The organism is Bradyrhizobium monzae (genome assembly GCF_021458635.1).
Classification (GTDB): Bacteria; Pseudomonadota; Alphaproteobacteria; order Rhizobiales; family Xanthobacteraceae; genus Bradyrhizobium.
The window spans coordinates 1,032,769-1,056,147 of record NZ_JAIRDQ010000001.1; the positions used below are offsets into that span (position 1 = coordinate 1,032,769).

The 23,379-nt window shown below is 62.2% G+C and carries 24 protein-coding genes; 12 read left to right on the top strand and 12 right to left on the bottom strand.

Annotation, left to right across the window (positions count from 1 at the left end; all coding sequences use genetic code 11):
• Window positions 1-51: 51 nt before the first annotated feature.
• From K3F49_RS05100 to K3F49_RS05115, 4 genes are read left to right on the top strand one after another with little or no spacing between them, the layout of a single operon-like run.
• Window positions 52-777 carry a glucosamine-6-phosphate deaminase gene (locus K3F49_RS05100; RefSeq protein ID WP_234680575.1) on the top strand — a complete coding sequence of 242 codons (726 nt, stop codon included), beginning with the start codon at window positions 52-54 and terminating at the stop codon, window positions 775-777.
• Window positions 774-1,931 (top strand): N-acetylglucosamine-6-phosphate deacetylase, encoded by a 1,158-nt coding sequence (locus K3F49_RS05105; RefSeq protein WP_234679797.1) that lies wholly within the window; start codon window positions 774-776, stop codon window positions 1,929-1,931. Before K3F49_RS05100 ends, K3F49_RS05105 begins: the two co-directional genes overlap by 4 nt.
• A gap of 1 nt (window position 1,932) precedes the next feature.
• On the top strand, window positions 1,933-2,982 hold the full coding sequence (locus tag K3F49_RS05110) for a Gfo/Idh/MocA family protein (RefSeq protein WP_234679798.1): 1,050 nt from the start codon (window positions 1,933-1,935) through the stop codon (window positions 2,980-2,982).
• Window positions 2,972-3,982 carry a Gfo/Idh/MocA family protein gene (locus tag K3F49_RS05115; protein ID WP_249794645.1) on the top strand — a complete coding sequence of 337 codons (1,011 nt, stop codon included), beginning with the start codon at window positions 2,972-2,974 and terminating at the stop codon, window positions 3,980-3,982. The genes K3F49_RS05110 and K3F49_RS05115 overlap by 11 nt, the downstream gene beginning before the upstream one ends.
• Before the next feature lie 36 nt (window positions 3,983-4,018).
• Here K3F49_RS05115 and K3F49_RS05120 read toward each other — a convergent pair whose 3' ends face one another.
• The 6 genes from K3F49_RS05120 to K3F49_RS05145 are packed head-to-tail and all read right to left on the bottom strand — an operon-like array spanning window position 4,019 to window position 9,884.
• A complete protein-coding gene (locus K3F49_RS05120; RefSeq protein ID WP_234679800.1) occupies window positions 4,019-5,068 on the bottom strand; it encodes a LacI family DNA-binding transcriptional regulator in 1,050 nt (349 codons plus the stop codon).
• Window positions 5,065-5,709 (bottom strand): ThuA domain-containing protein, encoded by a 645-nt coding sequence (locus K3F49_RS05125; protein WP_234679801.1) that lies wholly within the window; start codon window positions 5,707-5,709, stop codon window positions 5,065-5,067. The genes K3F49_RS05120 and K3F49_RS05125 overlap by 4 nt, the downstream gene beginning before the upstream one ends.
• A 10-nt stretch (window positions 5,710-5,719) precedes the next feature.
• On the bottom strand, window positions 5,720-6,817 hold the full coding sequence (locus K3F49_RS05130) for a Gfo/Idh/MocA family protein (RefSeq protein WP_234679802.1): 1,098 nt from the start codon (window positions 6,815-6,817) through the stop codon (window positions 5,720-5,722).
• A 22-nt stretch (window positions 6,818-6,839) separates the two neighbouring features.
• Window positions 6,840-7,688, bottom strand: a complete 849-nt coding sequence (locus K3F49_RS05135) for a carbohydrate ABC transporter permease (RefSeq protein WP_234679803.1) — start codon at window positions 7,686-7,688, stop codon at window positions 6,840-6,842.
• Window positions 7,681-8,622, bottom strand: a complete 942-nt coding sequence (locus K3F49_RS05140; protein ID WP_234680576.1) for a carbohydrate ABC transporter permease — start codon at window positions 8,620-8,622, stop codon at window positions 7,681-7,683. Before K3F49_RS05140 ends, K3F49_RS05135 begins: the two co-directional genes overlap by 8 nt.
• Before the next feature lie 2 nt (window positions 8,623-8,624).
• A complete protein-coding gene (locus K3F49_RS05145; protein ID WP_234679804.1) occupies window positions 8,625-9,884 on the bottom strand; it encodes an extracellular solute-binding protein in 1,260 nt (419 codons plus the stop codon).
• 162 nt (window positions 9,885-10,046) lie between these two features.
• On the opposite strand from K3F49_RS05145, the gene K3F49_RS05150 reads away from it, so the two are divergent.
• A complete protein-coding gene (locus K3F49_RS05150; protein ID WP_234679805.1) occupies window positions 10,047-10,805 on the top strand; it encodes an SDR family NAD(P)-dependent oxidoreductase in 759 nt (252 codons plus the stop codon).
• Between the two features lie 127 nt (window positions 10,806-10,932).
• Window positions 10,933-11,292 carry a RidA family protein gene (locus K3F49_RS05155; RefSeq protein ID WP_234679806.1) on the top strand — a complete coding sequence of 120 codons (360 nt, stop codon included), beginning with the start codon at window positions 10,933-10,935 and terminating at the stop codon, window positions 11,290-11,292.
• 96 nt (window positions 11,293-11,388) lie between these two features.
• Here the strand turns inward: K3F49_RS05155 and K3F49_RS05160 are convergent, their stop codons facing one another.
• From K3F49_RS05160 to K3F49_RS05180, 5 genes are all read right to left on the bottom strand, one after another.
• Window positions 11,389-12,024, bottom strand: coding sequence for a response regulator (locus K3F49_RS05160; RefSeq protein ID WP_234679807.1), 636 nt, complete (start codon window positions 12,022-12,024; stop codon window positions 11,389-11,391).
• A 153-nt stretch (window positions 12,025-12,177) separates the two neighbouring features.
• Window positions 12,178-12,807: a response regulator gene (locus tag K3F49_RS05165; RefSeq protein WP_234679808.1), complete on the bottom strand. Its 630-nt coding sequence runs from the start codon at window positions 12,805-12,807 to the stop codon at window positions 12,178-12,180.
• A 116-nt stretch (window positions 12,808-12,923) separates the two neighbouring features.
• Entirely contained in the window at window positions 12,924-14,099 is a 1,176-nt protein-coding gene (locus K3F49_RS05170; protein WP_234679809.1) for a sensor histidine kinase, read from the bottom strand.
• Window positions 14,100-14,577: 478 nt separating this feature from the next.
• A complete protein-coding gene (gene arcA, locus K3F49_RS05175) occupies window positions 14,578-15,825 on the bottom strand; it encodes an arginine deiminase (RefSeq protein ID WP_234679810.1) in 1,248 nt (415 codons plus the stop codon).
• Window positions 15,826-15,848: 23 nt separating this feature from the next.
• Window positions 15,849-17,282 (bottom strand): basic amino acid/polyamine antiporter, encoded by a 1,434-nt coding sequence (locus K3F49_RS05180; RefSeq protein WP_234679811.1) that lies wholly within the window; start codon window positions 17,280-17,282, stop codon window positions 15,849-15,851.
• A gap of 324 nt (window positions 17,283-17,606) precedes the next feature.
• Between K3F49_RS05180 and K3F49_RS05185 the strand changes: the two genes are divergently transcribed.
• Window positions 17,607-18,152, top strand: coding sequence for a DUF1269 domain-containing protein (locus tag K3F49_RS05185; RefSeq protein ID WP_234679812.1), 546 nt, complete (start codon window positions 17,607-17,609; stop codon window positions 18,150-18,152).
• On the opposite strand, the gene K3F49_RS05190 is transcribed toward K3F49_RS05185, so the two are convergent.
• Entirely contained in the window at window positions 18,115-18,825 is a 711-nt protein-coding gene (locus K3F49_RS05190; RefSeq protein ID WP_234679813.1) for a Bax inhibitor-1/YccA family protein, read from the bottom strand. The two genes, K3F49_RS05185 and K3F49_RS05190, sit on opposite strands and share 38 nt — an antisense overlap.
• A gap of 194 nt (window positions 18,826-19,019) precedes the next feature.
• Here K3F49_RS05190 and K3F49_RS05195 point away from each other — a divergent pair, with 194 nt between their 5' ends.
• The 5 genes from K3F49_RS05195 to K3F49_RS05215 all read left to right on the top strand — a co-directional run bounded on the left by K3F49_RS05195 (window position 19,020) and on the right by K3F49_RS05215 (window position 23,368).
• The gene (locus K3F49_RS05195; RefSeq protein ID WP_234679814.1) at window positions 19,020-19,259 is read left to right on the top strand and encodes a DUF6894 family protein; all 240 of its coding nucleotides are present in this window, start codon (window positions 19,020-19,022) and stop codon (window positions 19,257-19,259) included.
• A 196-nt stretch (window positions 19,260-19,455) separates the two neighbouring features.
• Complete coding sequence (locus K3F49_RS05200; RefSeq protein ID WP_234679815.1) at window positions 19,456-20,895, top strand: basic amino acid/polyamine antiporter; 1,440 nt, start codon at window positions 19,456-19,458, stop codon at window positions 20,893-20,895.
• Between the two features lie 304 nt (window positions 20,896-21,199).
• On the top strand, window positions 21,200-22,264 hold the full coding sequence (locus K3F49_RS05205; protein ID WP_234679816.1) for an AI-2E family transporter: 1,065 nt from the start codon (window positions 21,200-21,202) through the stop codon (window positions 22,262-22,264).
• Window positions 22,265-22,282: 18 nt separating this feature from the next.
• The gene (locus tag K3F49_RS05210; protein WP_234679817.1) at window positions 22,283-22,882 is read left to right on the top strand and encodes a hypothetical protein; all 600 of its coding nucleotides are present in this window, start codon (window positions 22,283-22,285) and stop codon (window positions 22,880-22,882) included.
• Window positions 22,883-23,368 (top strand): DUF992 domain-containing protein, encoded by a 486-nt coding sequence (locus K3F49_RS05215; protein ID WP_234679818.1) that lies wholly within the window; start codon window positions 22,883-22,885, stop codon window positions 23,366-23,368.
• Window positions 23,369-23,379: the final 11 nt, after the last annotated feature.

The following is a 23,379-nucleotide window of genomic DNA, read 5'->3' on the forward strand; positions in this document are numbered from 1 at the left end:
GCTCCAGACATCGCGACATCAGGGATCGCGATATCAGAGACGCGGGATGCGATGGGCCGGGCTGCGGCGTCTGACATCGCTGCCGCGCTGCGCAATCGCCTCGCGCGGCAAGACAGCGTGAGGATGGTGTTCGCCGCGGCTCCGAGTCAGGCAGAGATGTTGGACGCGCTGGCGGCAGAGCGCGATATCGATTGGCGACGCGTGACCGCCTTCCACATGGACGAATATCTCGGGCTTCCGGCGCAAGCGCCAGAGCGCTTCGGCGTGTGGCTGACCCGCAATTTCTTTTCGCGCGTTCCTCTGGGCGCCGTCCATTTGATCGGACAGGAATCAGATCCGGATCGCGAAGCGGCGCGTTACACCGCCCTTCTGGCCGAGGCCCCGATCGACATCGTGTGCCTCGGCATCGGCGTCAACGGACATCTGGCGTTCAACGATCCGCCCGTCGCGGATTTGCACGACACCAAACACGTCAAGATCGTCGAGCTCGACGCGATCTGCCGTCAGCAGCAGGTCGACGACAAGTGTTTTGCGACTCTCGGCGACGTCCCGACCCACGCGATCACCCTGACGATCCCCCGGTTGCTGGACGCTGATCGGCTTTTCTGCGTGGTGCCCGGCGCCGCCAAGCGCGCCGCCGTCGAGCAATCCCTGTACGGCCCGATTGGCGCTGCCTGCCCGGCGAGCGCATTGCGGACGCATCCGCGATGTACGCTGTATCTCGACCGCGATTCCGCACCATCCCAGCTCTCGCTGCAAGCGCCGGCACGCGCATGACCAACGAGACGACACATGTCTCGGGCCGCGATCCGGAGACCGGACAGCCTCATACGATCACGATCATCGATGGCCGCATCTCAGGCATCGCCCCCGGTGGTACCGACGACGGGCATTGGTTGTCGCTCGGGCTGTTCGATCTGCAATTGAACGGTTTTGGTGGCCATGACCTCAATGGTGGCACCGATCCTCAGACGGTTCGCGATCTCGCCCTTGCCGTCCATGGCAGTGGCGTTTCGCGTTTTGCTCCGACGCTGATCACGGCATCGCGCACCGCGCTCATCGATGCGTTGAAGGCGATCGCGCAAGCACGCGACAGCGATCCGCTGATCAGGCACGCAATCCCCTTCGTCCATGTCGAAGGGCCCCATATCGCACCGGAGGACGGTCCTCGCGGCGCGCACCCGGCCGAACACGTCAGACCACCGGATCTCGATGAGTTCGATGCCTGGCAAGCCGCCAGCGGAAACCTCGTCGGCCTGGTGACCTTGTCACCGCACTGGCCGGCGACGACCGACTATGTGCGAGGGCTTCGCTCGCGCGGCGTTCATGTTGCGCTCGGCCATACCAACGCCACGACGGATCAGATCGCCACCGCGGTCGAGGCTGGCGCCAATTTGTCAACGCACCTCGGCAACGGCATCGCGGCCGAACTGCCGCGGCATCCCAACCCGATCTGGGCGCAGTTGGCGGAGGACAGGCTCTGGGCGAGCTTCATCGCAGATGGCCACCACCTTCCGCCCGAGACCTTCAAAGCCATGCTCCGCGCAAAGGGCCTCGGACGTTCCATGCTGGTTTCGGACGCCGTCGCGCTCGCGGGCTGTCTACCCGCGATCTACGACATGCCAGTGGGCGGACGCGTCGAGCTGAAGGCAAATGGACGGCTGGAAGTCATCGGCACGCCGTTTCTGGCGGGAGCAGCGGCCAGCCTCGCATTCGGAATTGCGACGGCGAAACGCATGGCCGGATTGACGCTGGCCGAGGCATTGAGGCTGGCAACGATCAATCCTCGCGCACCATTCCGGCTTCCGGCTCTAACAGTCGGTTCACCTGCGGATCTGCTTCGATTTCGTGTCGGAGACGACGGGTCCATCATCCCCGAGACCGTTTATGTCGCTGGTCAGCCCTTTTCCAGCCAACCATTGAGGAACTGAGATGAGCCAACTTCGCATCGGGTTGGTCGGTCCAGGGGCGATCGGTGAAACGCACGCGCGAGCGATCAGGGCGCTCGACACGACCGTTTTGGCCGCTGTCGCCAGTGGCACCCCCGAGCAGATCGCCGCATGCATCGATGGCAAACCTGTTCCGACATTTGCAACCACGGACGCCATGCTGGCTGGCGCCGACATCGACGCCGTCGTGATCTGTACGCCGAGCGGCGCGCATCATGACGCTGCCCTTGCCGCCATCAGGTCCGGCCGGCATGTGCTTGTCGAGAAGCCGCTTTGCATCGATCCGGCCGAGGCCGCAGCCCTTGTGCGTGCGGCCGAGAGTTCGCAACTCACATGCGGCGTGGTCTCGCAGCGCCGGCTCGAGCCGCAGCACCAGGCAATCAAGACGCTGCTCGATGCGGGCCACCTCGGACAACCGCGCCTGATCGAGGCCGCGATCCATTGGTATCGCTCCGACGCATATTACGCGGAGAAGCCATGGCGCGCCGAAGCCGATCACGGCGGCGGCTCGCTCTTCAACCAGGGCGTCCACAATCTGGATCTGATGCTTTGGCTGTTCGGACCAGTCGCGAGCGTTCAAGGCCAGACGGCAACGCTCGGACACACGCACGCGATCGAGGACACGACGACGGCCCTGCTGTCCTTCACATCCGGCACTCTGGGCGTGATCGTGACGAGCACGGCACTGCCGCCGGGACGGCCGGCCATGCTGCGCCTGTTCACCGATCGCGGCAGTTGCGAGCTCGCGCACGACAGCATCGTTCGCTGGGATTTTCCCGGTGTGCCACAGCCTGTGAGCGCGACAGGACCAGGAAGTGCCGCGAACGATCCCAAGGCGATCGGCATCGAGGGGCATATCGCGCAATGGCGCGACTTCGTCGGGGCGGTCCGGGAGCGACGGCCCCCCGCCACTCCGTTCAGGGATGGGTTCGACGCGACGCGCGTGGTCACAGCAATCTATCGCTCGGCCGAGGAACGCCGGGCCGTCACTCCCAACGACGTCGCGCCGGAGATGGCCTTCGATGCCAGGTAATGCCCCTTCTGCGCTCGATATCGCCATCATCGGCGCGGCTCATCCGCACGTCGAATACGTGCTCTCGGAGGTCGCAGCCAGGACCGACGTCAGGATCGCGGCGGTCGCCGATCAAGACCCAGCGCGCCTCGCCGAGCTGGAACGACGCACGCAGGCTGTCGGCTATGCCGACCCGATCGCGTTGTTGGAAGCGCACAAGGTTCAGGCCGCGGCTGTTTTCACCGAGTTCGGTCTCAGAGCTCCGATCGTGGCCGAACTGCTGCACCGGAATATTTTTGCGATCGTCGACAAGCCGATGGCGGTGACGCTTCCGCAGCTCAGCCTGATTGAGGACGCCCTTGCCGGGCGCGACCTGTTGACGCTTCTGCTGGAGAAGCGCTTTTACCCGGTCACGCTCGCGCTCCGCGCGGTTCTCGAAAGCGGCGAGTTGGGAGACATCGTATCGATCAGCTCGACCGGGCCGCACAAGCTCGTGCCAAGTCGTCGTCCGGCATGGATGTTCGAGCCGTCCACCTATGGCGGCATTCTCGCCGATCTGACGGTCCACGACATCGATCTGGCACTTTGGCTGACGGGGCACACCAGCGGCACGATCAGCGGCTGGGTCACGCCGACGCCTGCTGCCGGCACGACGAGCTTCCCCGCTCTGGGACGCGCCATTCTCGCCTGCGACAACGGCCCGCAATTTTCAATCGAAGTGGACTGGATTCAGCCGGAAGCCTCTCCTCGCCACGGCGACTATGCCATGCGTATCTCGGGGACGCGCGGGCGCGCGGACGTGCTGTTCGCCGAGAACCGGCTTCTCGTGGAAACCGCAACACGAGCGAGACGTGAGGTCGACCTCCCTCCGGGTGGCTCGCCTGCCGGCTTCGTCTTCGATCATCTCGCCTGCGGCGAAGCCCTGCAAATCTCGGCAAAGGACGCCCTGCGCGCCACGCGCATCGCGATCCTTGCCGAGGAAAGTGCGAAGCAAGGCGGCAAACCGATACGTTGGTGTTAACGGGCAAAACCAGAGCTGCCGCTCCGATGCTCTAACTTACGGCAGATTGTCCCGCAGAAAAATGTCGATGCGGATGCGCTCCTGGTCCGGGCTGATCGGCTCGCCGGAACAATGCGCCAGCAGGACGCGCGCCGCTGACCGCGCCTCATGGCCGGGGTCCTGGTTGATGATGGCATCGAGCGTGCCGCGGACCAGGAAACGTCGCGTGTACTGGGTCAGCTCATGGGTGATCCAGACCACCTCGCGCGCGCGGCCGGATGCCTCGAGCGCATCGGCGATGCCACGGTTTCCGGCGCCGCAGCAATAGATGCCGCGGAGATCGGCATGGCGCGCGAGCAGCGCGGTAGTGAGCTCCCGCGTGCGCTCGCTGTCGTCGCGGCCCTCGATGACAGGTAGGGCACGCAGGTTTGGATATTCGCTGGACAGGATCTGGTGGAAGCCGAACTGGCGCTCGGTATGATCGCGCAGCGACAACGATCCCGCGATCACGGCGACTGTCCCCTCGCGCCCGGCAAGGAAGCGCCCCATCAGCGTCGATGCCGTCCGTCCCGCGGCCGGGTTGTCGATACCGACATAATGCAGGCGGCGCGAACTCGGCGCGTCCGACACGAGGGTCACCACGGTGACCCCGCGCGCGGTAAGCTCATCGATCGCGGCGCGCACCCTGGGATGGTCGAGCGCGATGACGGCGACGCCCTGATAGGCCGGCGACAGATTTTCCAGCGCGCCGGCCAGCACATCCGGATCGAACACGTCGACATGGAGGATATCGATGAAGCCGCGCTGGCCGGCGAGCCAGTCCGCGGTGCGCTGGACCTGCTCGGTCAGGTTGGTCATGAAGCTGTTGCTGCCGGACGGCAGCACGAAGGCGAAGCGAAAACTTTGTCCGCGTGCGAGCCGTGCGGCCGCCACGTCGGCGCGGTAACCGAGCTTGGCAACCGCCGCCTCGACACGCGCGACGGTCTTGGCGCGCACGCCCTCGCGCCGGTTGACGACGCGATCGACAGTGGCGAGCGAAACGCCTGCCGCACGCGCGACGTCCTCCAACGTGGCGCGAACGGCCGGCTGCGTCGCGCCAGCTGTCATTCGCGCGCTGCCCACAGCATGCCGCGGGTCATCAACGTCCGGATCTCCGGGACGTCGAGTTCGTAGGCACGGTGGCCGAGCGAGGAATAGAACACCCTGCCCGCGCCGTATCGCTTCTTCCAGACCACCGGCATCACCACGCCATCGATCCAGGATGCGTGCTCGCCGGTAAAAGTCGTCGTCGCCAACACCTCGTTGGCGGGGTCGACATGCATGTAATACTGCTCGGAACGATGCTCGAAACTCTTCAGGCCCTTCATGATGGGATCATCCGGCTTCGTCAAGTCGACCTTGTAGTCGATGATGTTGCCGGGATGGGCGACCCACTGCCCGCCGCACAGGAACTGGTAGTCGACCGACTCGCGGAACGCATCGCACATGCCGCCATGATGGCCGGCAAGCCCGACGCCGCTACGCACCGCCGCGCAGAGATTGAGCGCGTCCGCCTTCTCGATCTTCGACATGGTGTAGATCGGGATGATCAACGAGAGATCATGGATCGCCGGATCCCCGAATGCCTCCGTCGTGGTTTCGATCCGGACCTCGAAGCCTTCCGCCTTCAGCCAGCCGCGGATCATCGAGGCACAGAGATCGGGGTCGTGTCCCGGCCAGCCGCCCCATACAATCATTGCCCTGCGCATGTTTCTGCCCTCAGTCGATCTGTCCGGTTTCACGTCCGGCCGGCAGCATCGCCGGCCGCTCGACGCGGTTCTCGATCTTGACGCGCCGCCCGTCGTCGGCGGAGGTCTGGAACGCCTCCATCACCTCCAGCACGTGGAAGGCGAGCGCACCGCTGGCACGATGCGGCCGGTTGTTCAGGATGGCGGAAGCCATGTCGGCGACACCGATGGAACGGAACTCACCTTCGACGTGACCATGCGTCAATGGCACCGTCTCCCATTCGCCGCCGGTCTTCGCGACCTGCACCTCGCCGCCGAAGCGGTTCGGGTCCGGCACCAGCATGCTGCCCTTGTCGCCATAGATCTCGATCGGCGCGTGCCGGTGTTTCGGCACATCGAAGCTCATCGCGATCGAGACGACCGCCCCGCTCTCGAATTCGAGCGTACCCGCGACATGGGTCGAAACCTCGACCGGGATCAGGGTGCCGTTCATCGGCTGGCTGGTGACCAGACGCTCGGATTTCGGGCGCGCCGTCGAGCCCATCACGCTCGCGACCGGGCCGAGCAACTGCACGAGATCGGTGATGTAGTACGGACCCATGTCGAGCATCGGCCCGCCGCCCCGCAAATAATAGAACCCCGGCGCCGGATGCCAGCGCTCGTGGCCAGGGCAGCCGAAAAAGGCGCTGCCCGCCACCGGCGTGCCGATGGCGCCGTCGTCGATCAGCTTGCGCGCGGTCTGGTGGCCACCGCCGAGGAAGGTGTCGGGCGCGCAGCCGACGCGCAGGTTCTTCTGCGCGGCGAGATCCATCACCTTGCGGGCCTCCGCGACGTTGATGCCGAGCGGCTTCTCGGAGTGAACGTGCTTGCCGGCGTTCAGCACCGCGAGGCTGACATCGGTGTGGGCGAGCGGCACGGTGAGATTGATGACGATCTCGACGTCGTCACGCTTAAGCAACTGGTCGACCCGCATCGCCGGCAGCCCAAAGGCAGCACCCTGCCGCTCCGCGACATCGCTGCGCATGTCGGCCAATGCCCGCACCTCCATGACCGGAAAGCGCTGGGCTGCCTTGAGGTAAGCGGTGCTGATCACACCGCAGCCGATGATTCCGACGCCGACTTTTCTCATTGTGATCTCCGTGAAATTGCGTTCATCCCTTGACCGCGCCTGCAGTGAGGCCGGCGACGATGTGCTTCTGTGCCAGCAGGAACAGAATGATCGTCGGCAGGATGGTGAGCGTGATGAAGGCGAGGATCAGGTGCCATTCGGACGAATATTCGCCCTGGTAAATCATGATGCCGAGCGGCCAGGGATAGAGCGCATCGGTGTTGAGCATCACTAGCGGCAGAAGATAGGCATTCCAGCTGTTGACGAAGGTGATGGTGCCGACGGTCGCGAGGATCGGCCGCGACAACGGCAGCGTCACGTAGCGGAAGAACTTGATATAACTGCAGCCATCGACCAGCGCCGCTTCGAGCAGTTCATGGGGAATATCCCTGAAGAAGCGCCGCAGCAGCAGCACGCTCATGGCAAGGCTGAACGCGACCTGCGGCAGCGCAACGCCGAAATAAGTGTCGAGCAGCCCGAGATCGCGCACCTTGATGAACAACGGCAATACCGCGGTCGCTGCCGGAAACAGCAGGCCGAGCGTCAGGTAGCTCAGCAACATCGATGAGCCGTAAAACTTGACATGAGCGAAGGTGAACGCCGCCATCGAGGCTGTGATCAGGGTCAATGTCACCGTGAGCGTCGAGATGATCAGCGAGTTGCGCAAGAGCTGCCAGTAACGCCCGGAGAACAGGATGTCGGCGTAATTCTGCCATTCCCAATGCGTGGGCCACCCGAACGGATTGACGCGCAATTCGCCGAGCGATTTGAAGCCGCCAAGCAAAGTCGCGAGCAAGGGCACCAGCACGAAGATGGCAACGACGGCGAGGAACGCCGCCTTGAACAGCACGACGGGATCGAACGGCGCGCGGGTGGTCTCGGCACTACTCATCGCGCATGAACCATCGCTTGTAGGTGAAGGCGAAGGTCACGCAGATCACGAACAGGATGACGCCGATGGCGCTGCCGTAACCGACCCGCATGCGCGAGATGCCGTTGTTGTAGAGGAAGCTCACCATCGTGTTGGAGGAATCCGCAGGCCCCCCGCGCGTCAGCGGCATGACGAGGTCGAACAGCTGCAGCGAGCCGACGATGGCGAAGAACACCGAGAGCCGGATCGTCGGATAGAGCAAGGGAATGACGACGTGGCGCAAGGCTTGCGAGCGCGTTGCGCCGTCGATCCGCGCCGCCTCGACCAGGCTCTTGTCGAGGCTCTGGAGCGCCGCAATGAACAGCATCATGTGGAAGCCAAAGTACTTCCAGACGATCACGATCAGCACTGCCAGCATCGCCGTGTCGGTCGAGGCCAGCAGATGCGGCGGCTCGGCGCCGAAGGTGCGCCAGATCGAGGCGACGAGGCCATAGTCGCCGTCATAGACGAAGGAGAAGATCAACCCGGTCGCGATCTCCGCCAGGATATAGGGCATGAAGAACAGCATGCGCAGCGCGACCGCCCCGCGAAAGCGCTCGGCGAGCATCAGAGCCAGCGTGAGCGCTAGCGGCAACTGGACCGCGAGCGAGACCGCGATAATCAGCCCGTTGTTGCGCAACGCGAGCCAGAACGCACGTGTCTCCAGCACGAAACGGTAGTTGTCGAAACCGATCCAGTTGGTCGGCCGGCCGAAACCGTTCCAGTTGAAGCCCGAGTACCAGGCGGCTTCGCCGATCGGCAGCACCACGAACAACGTGAACAGCAGGAGTGCCGGCGGCAGGAACAGGATCAGGACGGTGAAGCGGCCGTCCCAGCTCGGGCCGCGGACTGCGACCTGCGCGGTCGTCTCGCCCGCAACACCCATCGGCGACGCAATCGCGATCCGCCGCGCCACCGTCAATTGCCCTGCTTCCACGCCGCATCGATCGCTTTCGCGGCGTCCTGCGGGCTCATGCTGCCACCGGCGATCTCCGCGGCGACGTCGTTGACGACGCGGCCGACCGACGGGCCGAGGCTTTGGTCATAGAAATTCTGGTGGTAGTTCGACTTCGCGAGATTGGCCGCGATCACCTTCATGAAGGAATTGTTGAGGCCGGCGTCCGCGCCCTGCACCACGGGGATGATGTAGTTGCCCGCGGCAAGTCGCGTCTGCACGTCCTTGGAGATGAAGTACTTCAGGAAATCGACCGCTTCCTTTGGCGAGCCTTTGGTGACCAGCCACCCGGTGATGCCGCCGAGCGTATCCGTCGGCGCGCCCTTGCCGCCGGCAACGACGGGAAAATCGAACCAGCAGATCTTGTCTTCGCTCAATCCGACCTTGTCGGCGGCGAGTGCGCGCTGCAAATTATAGACTGTGGAGATCGCGAGCGTCATCGCGGCCTTGCCGTCGCCGAAATAGCCGACGGCCTGCGGGTTCTTGAAACCGAGGAAGCCGTTCTGGAAAGGCTGGAGATCGACGAGCTGCTTGAACAGCTCGCCGGACTTCCGGAAGGTCTCGCCGGCAAAGCCACCATTCTCGCCGCGCAATGCAGCGTCGAACGCTGCCTTGCCACCGACCCGCACCGCAAGGTGGGTCCAGTAGAAGTGCAGCGGCCATTTGTCGGCGCCGCCGACCACGATCGGCGTCACGCCCGCGGCCTTGAGCGTCTTCACCGCGGCGAGAAGATCGTCCCAGGTCTTGATCGCGGCGGGATCGACCTTCGCCTTGGCCATCAGTTCCTTGTTGCAGAGGAATCCGACCTGCGACAGCGCGACGGGCAAGCCATAGACGCGGCCGTTGCGTGTGAATGCAGCGAGCGCAGCCGGCGTCAGGCTGTCGCTATAGCCCTTCACTTGGTCGGTGATGTCGTCGAGCACGCCGGCTTCGATCTGCGTCTTCAGGACGCCGCCGGCCCAGCTATAGATGATGTTCGGCCGGTCCTTGGATTGCAGGATGGTCGGCAGCTTGGCCTTGTAGGCCTCGTTCTCGAGGAACTGCATCTCGACCTTGACGCCGGGATGCGACGCCTCATAGCTGCGTGCAACCTCCTCCCAGATCTTCACCTGAGCCGGGTTGACCTCGATGTGGAGCCATTTCACCGTGGTGTCGGCTGCGGCGACATTGGCGCCAAGCAGGCATGCGGCAGCGGCGAGTCCCAGCTTCCGGAGCAGTCTCATCACATCCTCCCAGGCTATTATTCTTTGGCCGCAATCCTGCCTTCAATTTTTGAGGTACGCAACTTAAAATCTGACCTATGCACCTCACGCAAGGAATGGCTAAGGTCCGGAAAAGAGTCGGGGCGGCCTGTCGCGTCGTCCGCAACAAACCCGGAGGTGCCCATGGCTGCCATCTATTCCGACCTCGCTGGCAAGGTCGTGCTCGTCACCGGAGGTGCGGCGGGAATTGGCGCTGCGATCGTGCGGCGCTTCGCGGAGCAGAAATCCAAAGTCGTGTTCTTCGACATCAAGGTCGACGAAGGCCAACGGCTGGCGCGCGAGCTGTCCGGTCAGGGACTGGCTGCGCATTTCCAGCACGTCGACCTGACCGACATCCCCGCGCTGCGCGCCGGTGTGGTGAAGGCACGCGAGACGCACGGCCCGATCAACATCCTGATCAACAACGCCGCGCACGACGAACGGCACAAGACCGAGGAGATGACGCCGGAATATTGGGACGACCGCGTCGCAGTGAATCTGAAGCACCAGTTCTTTGCGTCGCAAGCCGTGCTGCCGGACATGAAGGCCGCGAATGCCGGTGCCATCATCAATTTCGGCTCGGTATCTTGGATTGCAGGGCAAGGCGGCATGGCGGCCTACACCGCCAGCAAATCAGGCGTGATCGGCCTGACGCGCTCGCTGGCGCGCGACTACGGTCCCTACAACATCCGCGTCAACGCAATCGCGCCGGGCTGGATCATGACCGAGCGCCAGCTCGAGAAATGGATGACGCCGGCGGGCGAGGCCGAACTTCAGCAGCGACAGTGCCTGAAGCGCAGGCTGGTGCCGGACGAGGTCGCGAAATTCACCGTCTTCCTTACCTCCGACGAGGCCTCCGCCTGCACTTCTCAGCACTACATCGTCGATGGTGGCTGGGTGTGATGCTTTGGGGATGGCGGGCGCACCGGCTTCAGGCCGGGACGCGTCGATGACGTGTTGACTTGTCGGCGGATTCAACAGCTATTCCGACAAACGTCTCGACGTCCCGACAACGTCAAAAGGTGGCACCATGATCAAGCGCGTCCTGCCGTATGAAGGATTGCTCCACGAAGTTGTCGAGCACAACGGCGTGCTCTACATCGGCGGAATTGTTCCCGAGGACACAAGCCTGGATATGGCCGGCCAGGCAAACGATGTACTCGGCCAGTTGTCGCGCTTGCTGGAAACCCTGGGATCCGATCGGTCCCATGTCCTGCAAGTGACGATCTTCATTACCAAGCTCAGCGAGAAGGCCGCATTCAATACGGCCTGGAAAGCATGCTTCGCGGAAACTTCGCTACCGGCGCGCGCGGTCATCGGCGTCGCCGACCTCGGTCCTGGCGTCAAGCTCGAGATGACGGCCATTGCGGCTCGTCGAGCCTCGAGTTGAGGGCACCCATCTGATCCGAGACGAACCAACAGCGCGCCGCTGATCGACACGGCACGCAACGCGAAGCCCAGGCCGGCCGTTCGGCCATCGCCCGGCTCAGGGCGCGACCAGTTTCTTGCGAATTGCATAACGGACAAGCTCAGCGGTCGATGACATCCCGAGCTTGCGCATGGCTGCGGCACGATGGGTCTCGACGGTCTTTACGCTCAGCTTCAAGATGGCGCTGATTGATCTGTTCGTATGCCCCTCCGCGATGAGCTGAACCACGCTCTGCTCGCGCGAGGTGAGCAGCACGTCAGACTTGTTCTGCTTGTTGATTTGATAGTCGTGCAGCAGCTTCTCCAGAAGCACACTGGTGAAGTAGGGCCTGCCGTCAAGCAAGGCCTCGATTGCGAAGATCAAATGCTTCCGGGCGTCCGACTTGAACAGGAAGCCGCGGACACCGGCCATAATGGCTTCGGTCAACAGTTCCTCGCTTTCGTGCATCGTGAGGATCAATACTTCAGAACGCAGATGCATCAACTTGAGGCGGCGACTGACTTCGATCCCGTTCATGAGCGGCATTGAATAATCGACGATAACAATGTCAGGAAGCGTCTCCAACGCCAGAGCCACAGCCTGCTCCCCGTTGGTTGCCTCTCCGCTGACGATCCAATTGGAGCGCGTATCGACGATCGCGCGAAGCCCAGAACGCACGACTTCATGATCGTCGGCAATCACGATGCGCTTCACGGCGTCGTTCCCGTATGTCGGCCCCGAATCCATCGGGCAGTCAACAGACATGACCGGCAGCCCAGCGAGCCGATCATACCGGCCATTCTTCAAAGGGTTATCCTGCAAAACCCTGATGCGCCCGGGCGAATGTACTGACGTTCGCACACGTGATCACTCGTCAACCAGCCTTGCTCGAACTGCGTATCGAACCAGACCGGCGGTCGAGTTCACGTCGAGCTTTCGCATCGCAGCCGCGCGGTGAGCCTCTGTCGTCTTCACGCTCAGGTTCAGGATGGCGCTGATGCCCTTGTTGCTATAACCCTCGGCGACCAGCTTGACGACAAGCCGCTCGCGCGGTGTAAGTCCCTGGTACACGTTCTCGGCGTCAGCCGGTCCGTGATCGACTTCATTCGACCCGCTCCTGATACAGAATGGTCTGTGAAGCAGTAGCGAATCGACAGCCGCCAGCAGCAGCTTGTTCGCGTCAGACTTCACCAGGAATGCCCGCGCGCCGGCCTGATAGGCCTGCTGCGCCAGCAGACTGGAGTTGTGAACGGTAAAGATCAGAACCTCGGTCAAGAGCGGGTACTCCTTGATCCGCCTGGCGACCTCAACCCCTGTCATGCGCGGCATGGAGAAATCGACGATCGCGACATGCGGCTGGCTCTCGATCGCGGCGGCGACTGCCTTGCTGCCGTCACTCGCCTCAGCGACAACCTCCCAGTCGGCACGTTGCGCCAGCACCGCGCGGAGACCCGAACGAACTGCTTCGTGATCGTCGGCAATAAGAATTCGCTTCATGGCAGGAACTCCCGATCATCAACACCCTGCTCCGCCTTCGAGTGCCGGAAGCTGCCGGTCGGAATCCGCTCAGCGCCGGCGACCCGTGATCTCTCGACTGAGCGACCGCACGGCACTCACGATTGCAACGGCGATCGCCGCTTGCGCCGCTTCGCTTCAACGCGCTGCGGGAACACCGCGCACAACGTTGTGCCGGAGTGCAGCGTTTCTGGCCCGGACCGGATCTCTAGCGTCCCTCCAAGCTGCTTAAGTCTCGCCCTCATGGCCGGAATTCCGACGCCCATCGACATCGCGCCGCTACCGTCTGTCGCGCGGCGGGCCGGAAAGCCGCGCCCGTTGTCGCTGATCGTCAAGCGGAACTGCCCGTTCGTCGCGTCGACGACAATTTTGACTTCTGTCGCCTTCGCATGACGAAATATATTCGTGAGTCCTTCCTGGACGACCCGCAGCAACGAACGCTGGCTCGCGTAAGAGAGCAGATCAACGGAGGCGTCGATGCCGATGCCGACTCGTAACGACGTACGTTCAGCAAAGCCGTGGGCGTAGCATTCGATCGTCGCCTTAAGTCCCTGCGCCATCAGGTTCTGAGGATGCAGCAGATAGGTGAGCGAGCGGATCTCCCTGAGGGCTTGGTCGATCGAGGCGTCGACGTCATCACAGAGGCGCTCCAGCCCATCGACCGTGTCAAGGCGGGCACGGATACGCATCATGCCGAGACTCGCGGCGATCAAATGCTGACAGGTCGAATCATGAAGCTCAGACGCTATCCGCTGCTGGATATCTTCCTGAATGGATGCCAAGCCGACGCTGCTGCGAAGGTCCGCCGTCTCGTCGGTTCCGTCTTCGGGAAACTCCTCGAGGAGATTCCGGTGACGACCGATCAGTCGGACAATGACGCCGGCCACGGGATCGAGAATTGGAACAACAATTGTCTCGAAACTTCGCCGGAAGCCACCCAGTGTCAGACTGTGATGAATTCTAACCTCGGTTCCCTCGGCAAGGCACGCCTCAAGGGCCTCACAGACGGCCTCTGAATCTTCCATCCCCATACAATGGAAGATGTCCAGCCCGGACACTTCGCGCGAAGACATTCCCAGGGCTGCTTCGAAGGCCCGATTGATACCCTCGTACACGAAACGCCCGCGGTGCGACGGGCGCACTGCAAAAAGGAGGTCTTCACGGAGGCACCAGTCTGGCCGATCGCCAACCGCTTCCGAGACAATCCGTTCGTTCGTGACGCTGGCCCGCGTCAATGCGCTGGCAGGAAGACTGTTAGGCTTCACGGTACGCACCCGACTTTCGAGGCTGCTCCCGAATTGACTCAGCGGCCAATTTCGACAGCTACCCGCGCTACGGTCTGTCTCGGCGGAGCCGACCGGACCGCAAGCACGAACCCCTAAGGGAATGGCGCAGCATACACCCGCATTTTTCCTACAACCAGAGGGCTACATTCTATGGCGACTAAAACCGCGCATGACTGACATGAATTTCCGCATGTTAATGTGCAGTTTGTGCCTTCTCGTTGAGGGCCGGCGCTCAAAGGCGCTGCAATAACGATTAAAGCTTTCGTCAAGCAGCACTCCAACCGCTGCCCGCGCGCATAGAGCCGATAGGACAGGTCATTTGTCAGATAACCGTCCAGCCTGACGCTCACATCAGGCTCGTAGTAACGAGTTCCGACGACCGGCGGCGATCGCGGTCGAGCCGCGAGGGGCCCATGTCCCCCGGGGGTGTATGGGTCTCACCGCCAGAAACGTCTTCTGCCCATTGCTAGTAGTCCACGGCGTCGCGGATTATCGGGCAGGTCATGCAATGACCGCCGCCGCGACCTCGGCCGAGCTCGGCACCAACGATGGTGATCACCTCAATGCCTGCCTTGCGCAGCAGCGTATTTGTATAGGTGTTGCGATCGTAGGCGTACACGACGCCTGGTGACGCGCAAACGAGGTTGGCGCCACTGTCCCACTGTGTTCGCTCGCGCTGATAGTCGCTTCCGCCGGCCTTGACCACGCGAAGTTTCTTGAGACCCAGTGCCTCCTCGACGACACCGACAAACGGCTTCTCTTCCGCATGCAATTCGACGCCACTCGGCGCATTGCTCGGGCGATAGGAGTAGGTACGAGTCTGATTGATGAAATCGGGCGCGGTCAGCACGCAGTCGCGGTCGGCGAAGGTGAACACGGTGTCGAGATGCATGGCGGCGCGGATCTTGGGCATCGCCGCCACGATTACACGTTCCGCCGCCTTCTTCGCAAACAGCGTCGCCGCGAGTTGACTGATCGCCTGACGGGACGTGCGTTCGCTCATCCCGATCAGCACGACGCCCTTGCCGATCGGCATCACGTCGCCGCCCTCCAGCGTGGCCAGCCCATGGTCATGCGTGGGGTCGCCCCACCAGACGTTGACCTTGCCCGCAAAGTCAGGATGAAACTTGTAGATCGCCGTTGTGAGGATCGTTTCCTCCTGCCGCGCCGGCCAATAGAGCGAGTTGAGCGTCACACCGCCATAGATCCAGCAGGTCGTGTCGCGGGTGTATAGCGTGTTCGGCAGCGGCGGCAGCAGGTACTCGGTGACGCCCGCCGCCTCCTTGACTATCTTGATCGCTTCGCCTCCATGCGTCTCGGGAAAGTCGTGGGTCGAGAGGCCGCCGATCAAGGTTTCCGCAAGCGCGCGGTTGTCCAGGCCGGAGAGGTAGCTTCTCAGCTCGTCGATGAAGCCGAGGCCGACCTGATTTGGTACGACCTGGTGGTCGAGGATCCACTTCTTGCCTTCGGGTACTGCGACCGTTTCGGTCAGCAGGTTGTGCATTTCCACCACATCGACACCCCGGTCGCGCATCTTGGTGACGAAGTCGAAATGATCACGCTTGGCGTTCTCCACCCAGAGCACATCGTCGAACAGCAATTGATCGCAGTTCGACGGCGTCAGCCGTTGATGCGCGCGACCCGGCGAGCAGACCATCACCTTCCGAAGCTGACCGACCTCGGAATGAACGCCGAAGGCTGAGGAGTTCGCCATTGGTGGCTCCTTTCGTGCCGGGGCTAGATGCTGATATAGCCGGTCGCCAGTCCGTGTATTCCGACTGCAGCTGCGACGGCGACTGCGATGAAGATGCCCCACTCGACCGAGGTGAAGACCTTTGCCTTCTGTTCGAGACGAGCCCAGAAATACAGCACCGTGCCAGGCGCGTAGAGAATGGCAGCCAACAGCAGGTATTTCATTCCCGCCGCATAGATCAGAAACAAGGTGTAGATGACGGCGATGCACGTGAAGATCAGGTCGCGCCTGCGTTGGTCCGGATTCTTCTCGTAGGTCTCGCCGCGCCTGACCAGCAGGAGTCCGTAGGCGGCGACCAGGAAAAACGGAATGAGGTTCATGACGCTGGTCAGATTGAGCATCAGCGCAAAGGCGTCTCGCGACCAATAGGTGCTGATGACGAAAAGCTGAACGACCACATTCGTCAGCCACAACGCCGAAGCGGGCACCCTGTTCGCATTCTCGGTACCGAAAATAGCCGGCATGTCCTTGGTCCGGCCCGCCGCTGAAAGCACCTCGGCGCAGATCAGCGACCAGGCGAGATAAGCCCCGAGCACTGAAACCAGAAGCCCGATGCTGACGAAGACAGCGCCCCAGGGGCCGACTACCGCTTCAAGCACCGTCGCCATGGATGGTTGCCGCATGGCGGCGATTTCGGCACGGGGAAGCACAGCATAGGGCAGCATCGTGACGAGCACCATGAGACTGGTGACGATGACAAAGCCCATGATCGTCGCGGCGCCAACATGGGATCGCTCCCTTGCGTAGCGTGAGTACACGCTGGCACCCTCGATTCCGAGAAACACGAACACGGTGACCAACATGGTCGCGCGGACCTGGTCGAACAGTCCCTTTTCCGGCATGCCCTCGCCGCCCCAGAAATTGGCGCGGAACATGTCGGCTTTGAACGCAAAGATCAGAATGACGATGAAGATCACGATCGGTACAATTTTTGCGATTGTGACGATCGTGTTGATCGCAGCAGCCTGCTGCACACCGCGCAGGATCATGAAGTGGAACAGCCAGATTCCGACCGACGCGACGATGATCGCGATGACCGTATTGCCGTCACCAAACACAGGAAAAAAGGCGCCCAGCGTCGACTTGATCAGGACCCAATAGGATACGTTGCCTATGCAGCTTCCCGTCCAGTAGCCGAGCATGGACAGGAAACCGGGATAGTTGCCAAATCCCTCCTTCGCGTAGGCATAGACACCGGCATCGAGATCGGGCTTCCGTTGGGCCAGCAACTGGAAGACGCGGGCCATTGTGTACATGCCCCCACCGGCGATGCACCAAGCGAAGATCGCGCCAAACGGTCCGGTGGCGATGCCAAACGTTCTCGGCAGCGAGAAGATGCCCGAGCCCACCATTGAGCCGACCACCATCGCCGTCAAGGCGAACAGCGAGAGTTTCTGAGCGGATGGCGTCCCAGTCATGAGCGAACCTCAAGCCGCAACCAAGCGGCATTTGTCCTGGCCGGGTAGCATTCTTCGAGCGAAACCATGCGCTCCCGACAGGGGCCATGACATCGGGTGGATTACCGAGCCGGCCGTGAGGAATTCCCCCCATACTGAACCCAAGCAGGATGCAATTCCGAACGTATTGCGGGCGCTTGCCGCCCTGCCTTTCGCGGATCGGAAAATTCATCCCGTCGCCCCCGGGTTTTCTCCGATGCCGAGGGCGGAATCCGCGGGTTAGCGTCACGCTGGAGCGCGCCGTCAGCAGCGCCCGCCCGGCCGAAAACGCTCAAGGAGGTTTCGATGTCAGATCTCGTCGCGATCGTGTACCCGACCGAGGCAAAAGCCGAGGAAGTGCGTCAGCGGTTGATCAAATTGCAGAAGGAATACCTCATCACCATCGGCGACGCCGTGATCGCCGTCAAAACCGACACTGGCAGCATCAAGCTCAACCAGCTCGTCAACACGACGGCCGTGGGAGCGATGACCGGAAGTTTCTGGGGGCTGTTGATCGGCGTTTTATTTCTGAACCCGATCCTCGGCGTGGCCGTCGGTGCAGCGTCCGGGGCGCTTGGGGGTGCACTCTCCGATTTCGGCATCGATGATTCCTTCGTGAAGGAACTATCGGCATCGCTCCACCCCGGCAACGCAGCCCTCTTCGTCCTGATCAAGAACATGACGGCCGACAAGGTGCTCAACGATATCAAGTACGCCGGCGGGGTCGTGCTGAAAACATCCCTGGACGAAGGCAAGGAAAAGATCCTGCGCGATGCGCTCGCAAGCGCAGTGGAGCAACCCGCGACTGAGCCGCCTACCGCCGCCCGCCAAGCAGGCGCAGCAACATCATGAACAAATTGATGAAGTTGAGATAGAGCGACAGCGCCGCAATCACTGACTTGCGGCCTGTCGTGGTCTCGTCGTCTCCGTTGTCATACATCGCCTTGATCCGCTGCGTATCGTAGGCCGTCAGTCCCGCGAAGACACCAACGCCGACGATCGAGATCAGCCAATCCAGTCCTGTCGACCTCAGGAAGAGGTTGACCAGGCTTGCGACGATGACGCCGATCAGGCCCATGAACAGGAAGCTGCCGAGCCCGGACAGGTCGCGCCTGGTCGAATAGCCGAAAACGCTCAGTGCTCCGAACATCGCTGCCGCGATGAAGAAAACCCGCGTGATCGAGGCGCTGGTGTAGATGTGCAGCAAAATCGAAAGCGAGATGCCGACCAGCGCGGCATAGACAAAGAACAACAGCCGCGCTGTTCCCGCCGACAAGGTATTGATGCGCGACCCGATGAAAAATACCAATCCGATCGGTGCCAGGATGAAAACCCACATCAGCGGGCTCTCGAGCAATGCGGGGCCCGTGAGCTGATAGGTCAGCCCGGCCACAACGGCGGTCAGGCCGACGCCCGCGGCCATATAGTTGTAGATGCGCAGCATGTAGGCGCGCAATCCGGCGTCGATGGCGAGCGGGCTGCCAAGAGTGCCCGGGTTAGTCAGGTTCGGTTCATAGTTTGACATCGGTCGTCTCCGCGCGTCCGGTCGGACAAAGAGCCACGCTATCGATCCGGCTCCTGTGGGAACATCGGATGATCACCCGAGTGCAGGGGTGCACATCACCCTATTTCGCGGAACGCGCAGCTTATGCCGCGTGCCGAAAGGTAACTGGCGGGAGCCCTGAGTTTCTCATCCCTCTTGCCTGGATTCTTACACGCTTGTCACTGGAAGTCGACACCGCACCGGCCTACTCCGTCTGCATGCGCTACTTCTTTCATATCGTCGACAAATATGGTCTCTGTCAGGACGGGACGGGATATGAGTGCGCGGACCTGGAAGCTGCCGTCCTGCACGCCAGACGTCTCGCATCGGAACTCGCAAAGGCGGGCGAGTTGTTCCGTACGGGCTTCGTATTGATCGCCCCGCGCCGCCGCGCCCGGATCGGCAAGCCGGTCTAAGGCGCGTCGCACTGCCACTTTGACGTCAAGGAGAGCGCGACGGGACCTGGCCGATTTCCTGCCCTCCCCTCTACAGAGAAACCCTGATGTCCCGAGGGGAAAGTCGCCTCTAAGGTCGTGCCAAGGGCGGCCGGCTCGTCACGCTCGAATTCGACCGTCGCGCCCGCCTCATCTCCGATTGAAAGCCATCCTCGTCATGGCTCCTTCCTCGAACCAGCTCGACCAGAAGCTTTCGCGCAGCGCGCTCGTCGCGCTCGTGGTCGGGTCGATGGTTGGTTCCGGCATCTTCGCGCTACCCGCATCGTTCGGACGTGTTACCGGTGTGCTCGGCACCTTGATCGCGTGGCTCATCGCCGGCATCGGCATGCTCATGCTGGCCCTCGTCTTTCAGACGCTGTCTCGCCGCAGGCCAGACCTGGATGCGGGCATCTACGCATACGCCACGGCGGGGTTTGGCGAGTATATCGGCTTTGCTTCGGCGGCCGGCTATTGGATCGGATGTTGCCTCGCCGACGTGGCCTGTCTCATTCTGATCAAGGCGACGATCGGACAGTTTTTTCGTGTCTTCGGCGACGGCACGACGCCGACCGCCGTCGCATCGGCGTCCCTGCTGCTGTGGGGCGTTCATTTCCTGGTGCTGCGAGGCATCAAGGGCGCCGCCACCCTCAATACGATCGCGACTTACGCCAAGATCATTCCGATCCTGCTTTTCATCGGCGTTGCGTTCATCGTCCTCGATCCCGATCGGATCTCCCGGAATTTCTGGGGAACGGATCAACCCGGCGGGGCAGCCGTATCCTCGCAAGTCCGAAGCACCATGCTGTTGACCGTATTCGTTTTCGTCGGAATTGAGGGCGCGAGCGTATACTCGCGCTACGCAAGGGATCGCTCCGACATCGGGTTTGCGACCGTCGCCGGCTTCCTGTCCGTTCTTTGCCTTCTCGTTCTCGTGACGCTGTTGTCCTATGGCGTCCTGACACGACAGGAACTCGCAAACCTGCCGACACCGTCGATGGCCGGTGTGATGGAGGCGATGGTCGGTCGTTGGGGCGGACTCTTCATCAGCGTGGCGCTGCTGATCTCGATCCTGGGCAACTACCTGTCTTGGTCGCTGCTCGCGGCCGAGGTTCTGCACTCCGCGGCCGTCAACCGCACGATGCCTTCCTTCCTTGCGAGCGTTAACGCTCACCAGGTTCCCATCGGCGCGCTCTGGCTCACCAACTGCGTCATCCAGGCGTTTCTTCTCGTCACCTGGTTTGCCGAATATGCGTTCACGCTCGCCTTGAAGATGACGAGCGCGATGACGCTGATCCCGTATTTCCTGGTTGCCGCGTACGGCCTCAAGCTGGCGTATCTCGGCGACTCCTACCGTGCGGACGAACGCGCCCGGACCGTCGACGGCCTTCGCTCGACCATCGCAACCCTCTACGCTGTTAGCATGATCTATGCGGGCGGTCCGACGTTTCTCCTGCTGTCATCGATACTTTACGCGCCGGGAACGATTCTGTTTTTTTTGGCCAAGCGCGAGCGCAAGGAAACTGTCTTCAAACCGTTCGAGGCAGTCATCTTTGCCGTGCTCGCGCTCGCTGCTTGTACCGGCGTCTATGCACTGGCGGTCGGTGCGATCTCGATTTGAAGCCCTGTAGGTCGAATGGAGGCTAACATGAATGTCCGGACCGTTTGCGGCGTGCTGATCCTGGCGGGATCAATCGGGGCCATGCAGCCGTCCCTCTCTCAGGCACAGTCGATCGATCCGACCACATCCACGTCAAAGCCTGCTGCGGCCACGCCTAGCGCCGCGACACCGAATACCAATACGAACCCGACCAAACATCGCTACTGGCGCCATCGCGGCGGCTCGCATCCTCATTATGGCAGTCGGCGTATTCGTACCTAGGCTCGGATGCGATGGCTCCTCCTTGCAATCGCCGAGTTACCCGATGAGCGACGTGAGGACACGACAAGAGCAACTTCGCGGCCTGCTCGCAACGGGCCTTGCCCTGCTCGCCATATGCGTGGCCCTCTTCCTGGCCTGGCAGACGGTTTCGAGCCTTCTCATCATCTTCGCGGGCGTGCTGTTTGCGGCTCTTTTGGATGCCGTTGCAAGGGCGATGGCGCCTGTCGTCCGCCTCAGTCGTATCTGGCGGCTGACGTTCGTGCTTCTCCTGCTCGCTGCCGGGATCGGACTTGGCCTCGTCTGGGGGGCCGGCAAGCTCCCGGCGCAAACGCGTCTCCTGCTGAAGGTCATGGACAGCCAGTTCGACGTCCTGCAGCAGCATCTGCTGACCTACGGCGTCGACCTGCTTGGTCCGGAATGGGGCCGGGATTTTGCGCAATGGTTGTTGTCCGACCAAGGCCGGTTCTTCAGCCATGCCCAGTTCGTCCTTGGCGGGGCGTCGAGTTTTCTGACCGGCGCACTCGTGATCGTGTTTCTGGGCATCCTCTTTGCTTTTGATCCCAGCAGCCACCGCGAGAGCCTCGTCATTCTCGCGAAACCATCCTATCGCTCCCGAGTACGCGGAGTTATGGACGAGATGGGCGGCGTCATGCGGCTATGGTTCGTCGGACAGCTGATCCGCATCGTCCTGATGACGCTGTGCGTCTGGGTCGCACTCTATTTGATCGGGCTGCCCAGTCCCTTCGTGCTTGGCTTGCAGGCGGGCCTCTCGAACTTCGTCCCGTATCTCGGGCCGATCCTTGCCGCAATTCCAATCGCGCTCGTCGCGATGCCGCTTGGGGGATCGCTGCTGGTCTGGGCCGTCTTCGTCTACACCATCATTCAATCGATCGAGGGCTACGTGATCGGCCCGCTGATCCAGCGCCAGGCTGTGGAAATCCCTCCCGCCTGGACATTGGTCGCGATCGTGCTGCTGGGTGCGCTGTTCGGCGTCATGGGCATCGCGCTCACCATGCCGCTGGTCGCGGTCGGCAGAATCGCAATCCTCAGATTTTACGTCGAGGACTACCTCGGCAACGATCTCGAACCGATCGTCAACAAGGGATGATCGCAAAACGGGTGTCCCATGAGCGAAGCTGAAGCCGAACGAACCAGCAGCGCAGCGCAGTCTTCAAGGCATTCGGGGATGACCCGGCTTCTGTGGCAGCAGCTTCCCTACATCGTCGCACTGGTGCTCGCCATTGCGGGCGTCGCCTATACGAACGCTTCGCACCAACCCCTCGTTGGCTACTGGGAATTTCTTGCACTCGCCGTCGGTATGGTCTGTGTCCTCAACAAGTGGCCGGAGGTCGACGGCAAGGAAGCTCGCTGGCAGCTGATCTGGACTCAAGCGCTGCATTGGGTCGCCGTACTGGTCACGATGAATATCATGCTGGTCTCGGGAGTTCAGCAAATGCTGCCAACGCCGGCGACGAGTCTCGTTCTCCTCACATTGCTGACGCTCGGCACCTTCCTCGCGGGCGTTAGCCTTCTATCGCCGCAAATCGCCTTCCTCGGCATTGCCATGGGCATTGCGGTTCCGGCGATCTCCTGGTTGCAGCAATCCGTGATCTTCTTCCTGCTGAGCGCCATCCTGCTGATCGGCCTCGGCATCACGTTCTGGCTTCGCCGGGACCGCGACCCGGGCGAATCTCGCGCCAACACCAGCAGCCAAACGGAGGCTTGAATGCGAATGAACCTGCTTATAGCGAGCATCTGCGGATCCGCAGTGATGTGCGCCATTGCCTTGCCCGCGAGCGCCGAGAGGTTCAGGGTCGGCAGACTGATCTGCACCAGTTCACCACGCGTGGGGCTCGTGCTTGGCTCGGCGCAGGAACTCCGTTGCGTTTTCGTCGGGACAAGGCCGCCTCGGCAGTACACCTACGAGGGCCGGATCAGGCGCGTCGGTCTCGACCTTGGCGTAACCAGCGCGGGAAGTCTCTCGTGGGCCGTTCTCGCGAGGAACTCGCGCGTCGGACCAGGCACCTTGCGTGGGAGCTACGTGGGCGCGAGCGGCAATGTCGCAGTGGGCCCCGGTCTCGGCGCGAACGTGCTCATCGGAGGCTCGCGCAGGACAATTATGCTGCAGCCCATATCGATCGAGCGATCGATCGGATTGAACCTTGCAGCGGGGGTAACCAATCTGACGCTCGGGCCGCGCGGGCCGCGATAGATCGAACCTTG

Excerpts from the sequence above, each read along its gene's own strand:
- K3F49_RS05100 (WP_234680575.1), top strand. The coding sequence starts at position 52 with ATGGGCCGGGCTGCGGCGTCTGACATCGCTGCCGCGCTGCGCAATCGC.
- K3F49_RS05105 (WP_234679797.1), top strand. The coding sequence starts at position 774 with ATGACCAACGAGACGACACATGTCTCGGGCCGCGATCCGGAGACCGGA.
- K3F49_RS05110 (WP_234679798.1), top strand. The coding sequence starts at position 1,933 with ATGAGCCAACTTCGCATCGGGTTGGTCGGTCCAGGGGCGATCGGTGAA.
- K3F49_RS05115 (WP_249794645.1), top strand. The coding sequence starts at position 2,972 with ATGCCAGGTAATGCCCCTTCTGCGCTCGATATCGCCATCATCGGCGCG.
- K3F49_RS05120 (WP_234679800.1), bottom strand. The coding sequence starts at position 5,068 with ATGACAGCTGGCGCGACGCAGCCGGCCGTTCGCGCCACGTTGGAGGAC.
- K3F49_RS05125 (WP_234679801.1), bottom strand. The coding sequence starts at position 5,709 with ATGCGCAGGGCAATGATTGTATGGGGCGGCTGGCCGGGACACGACCCC.
- K3F49_RS05130 (WP_234679802.1), bottom strand. The coding sequence starts at position 6,817 with ATGAGAAAAGTCGGCGTCGGAATCATCGGCTGCGGTGTGATCAGCACC.
- K3F49_RS05135 (WP_234679803.1), bottom strand. The coding sequence starts at position 7,688 with ATGAGTAGTGCCGAGACCACCCGCGCGCCGTTCGATCCCGTCGTGCTG.
- K3F49_RS05145 (WP_234679804.1), bottom strand. The coding sequence starts at position 9,884 with ATGAGACTGCTCCGGAAGCTGGGACTCGCCGCTGCCGCATGCCTGCTT.
- K3F49_RS05150 (WP_234679805.1), top strand. The coding sequence starts at position 10,047 with ATGGCTGCCATCTATTCCGACCTCGCTGGCAAGGTCGTGCTCGTCACC.
- K3F49_RS05155 (WP_234679806.1), top strand. The coding sequence starts at position 10,933 with ATGATCAAGCGCGTCCTGCCGTATGAAGGATTGCTCCACGAAGTTGTC.
- K3F49_RS05165 (WP_234679808.1), bottom strand. The coding sequence starts at position 12,807 with ATGAAGCGAATTCTTATTGCCGACGATCACGAAGCAGTTCGTTCGGGT.
- arcA (WP_234679810.1), bottom strand. The coding sequence starts at position 15,825 with ATGGCGAACTCCTCAGCCTTCGGCGTTCATTCCGAGGTCGGTCAGCTT.
- K3F49_RS05180 (WP_234679811.1), bottom strand. The coding sequence starts at position 17,282 with ATGACTGGGACGCCATCCGCTCAGAAACTCTCGCTGTTCGCCTTGACG.
- K3F49_RS05185 (WP_234679812.1), top strand. The coding sequence starts at position 17,607 with ATGTCAGATCTCGTCGCGATCGTGTACCCGACCGAGGCAAAAGCCGAG.
- K3F49_RS05190 (WP_234679813.1), bottom strand. The coding sequence starts at position 18,825 with ATGTCAAACTATGAACCGAACCTGACTAACCCGGGCACTCTTGGCAGC.
- K3F49_RS05200 (WP_234679815.1), top strand. The coding sequence starts at position 19,456 with ATGGCTCCTTCCTCGAACCAGCTCGACCAGAAGCTTTCGCGCAGCGCG.
- K3F49_RS05205 (WP_234679816.1), top strand. The coding sequence starts at position 21,200 with ATGAGCGACGTGAGGACACGACAAGAGCAACTTCGCGGCCTGCTCGCA.
- K3F49_RS05210 (WP_234679817.1), top strand. The coding sequence starts at position 22,283 with ATGAGCGAAGCTGAAGCCGAACGAACCAGCAGCGCAGCGCAGTCTTCA.
- K3F49_RS05215 (WP_234679818.1), top strand. The coding sequence starts at position 22,883 with ATGCGAATGAACCTGCTTATAGCGAGCATCTGCGGATCCGCAGTGATG.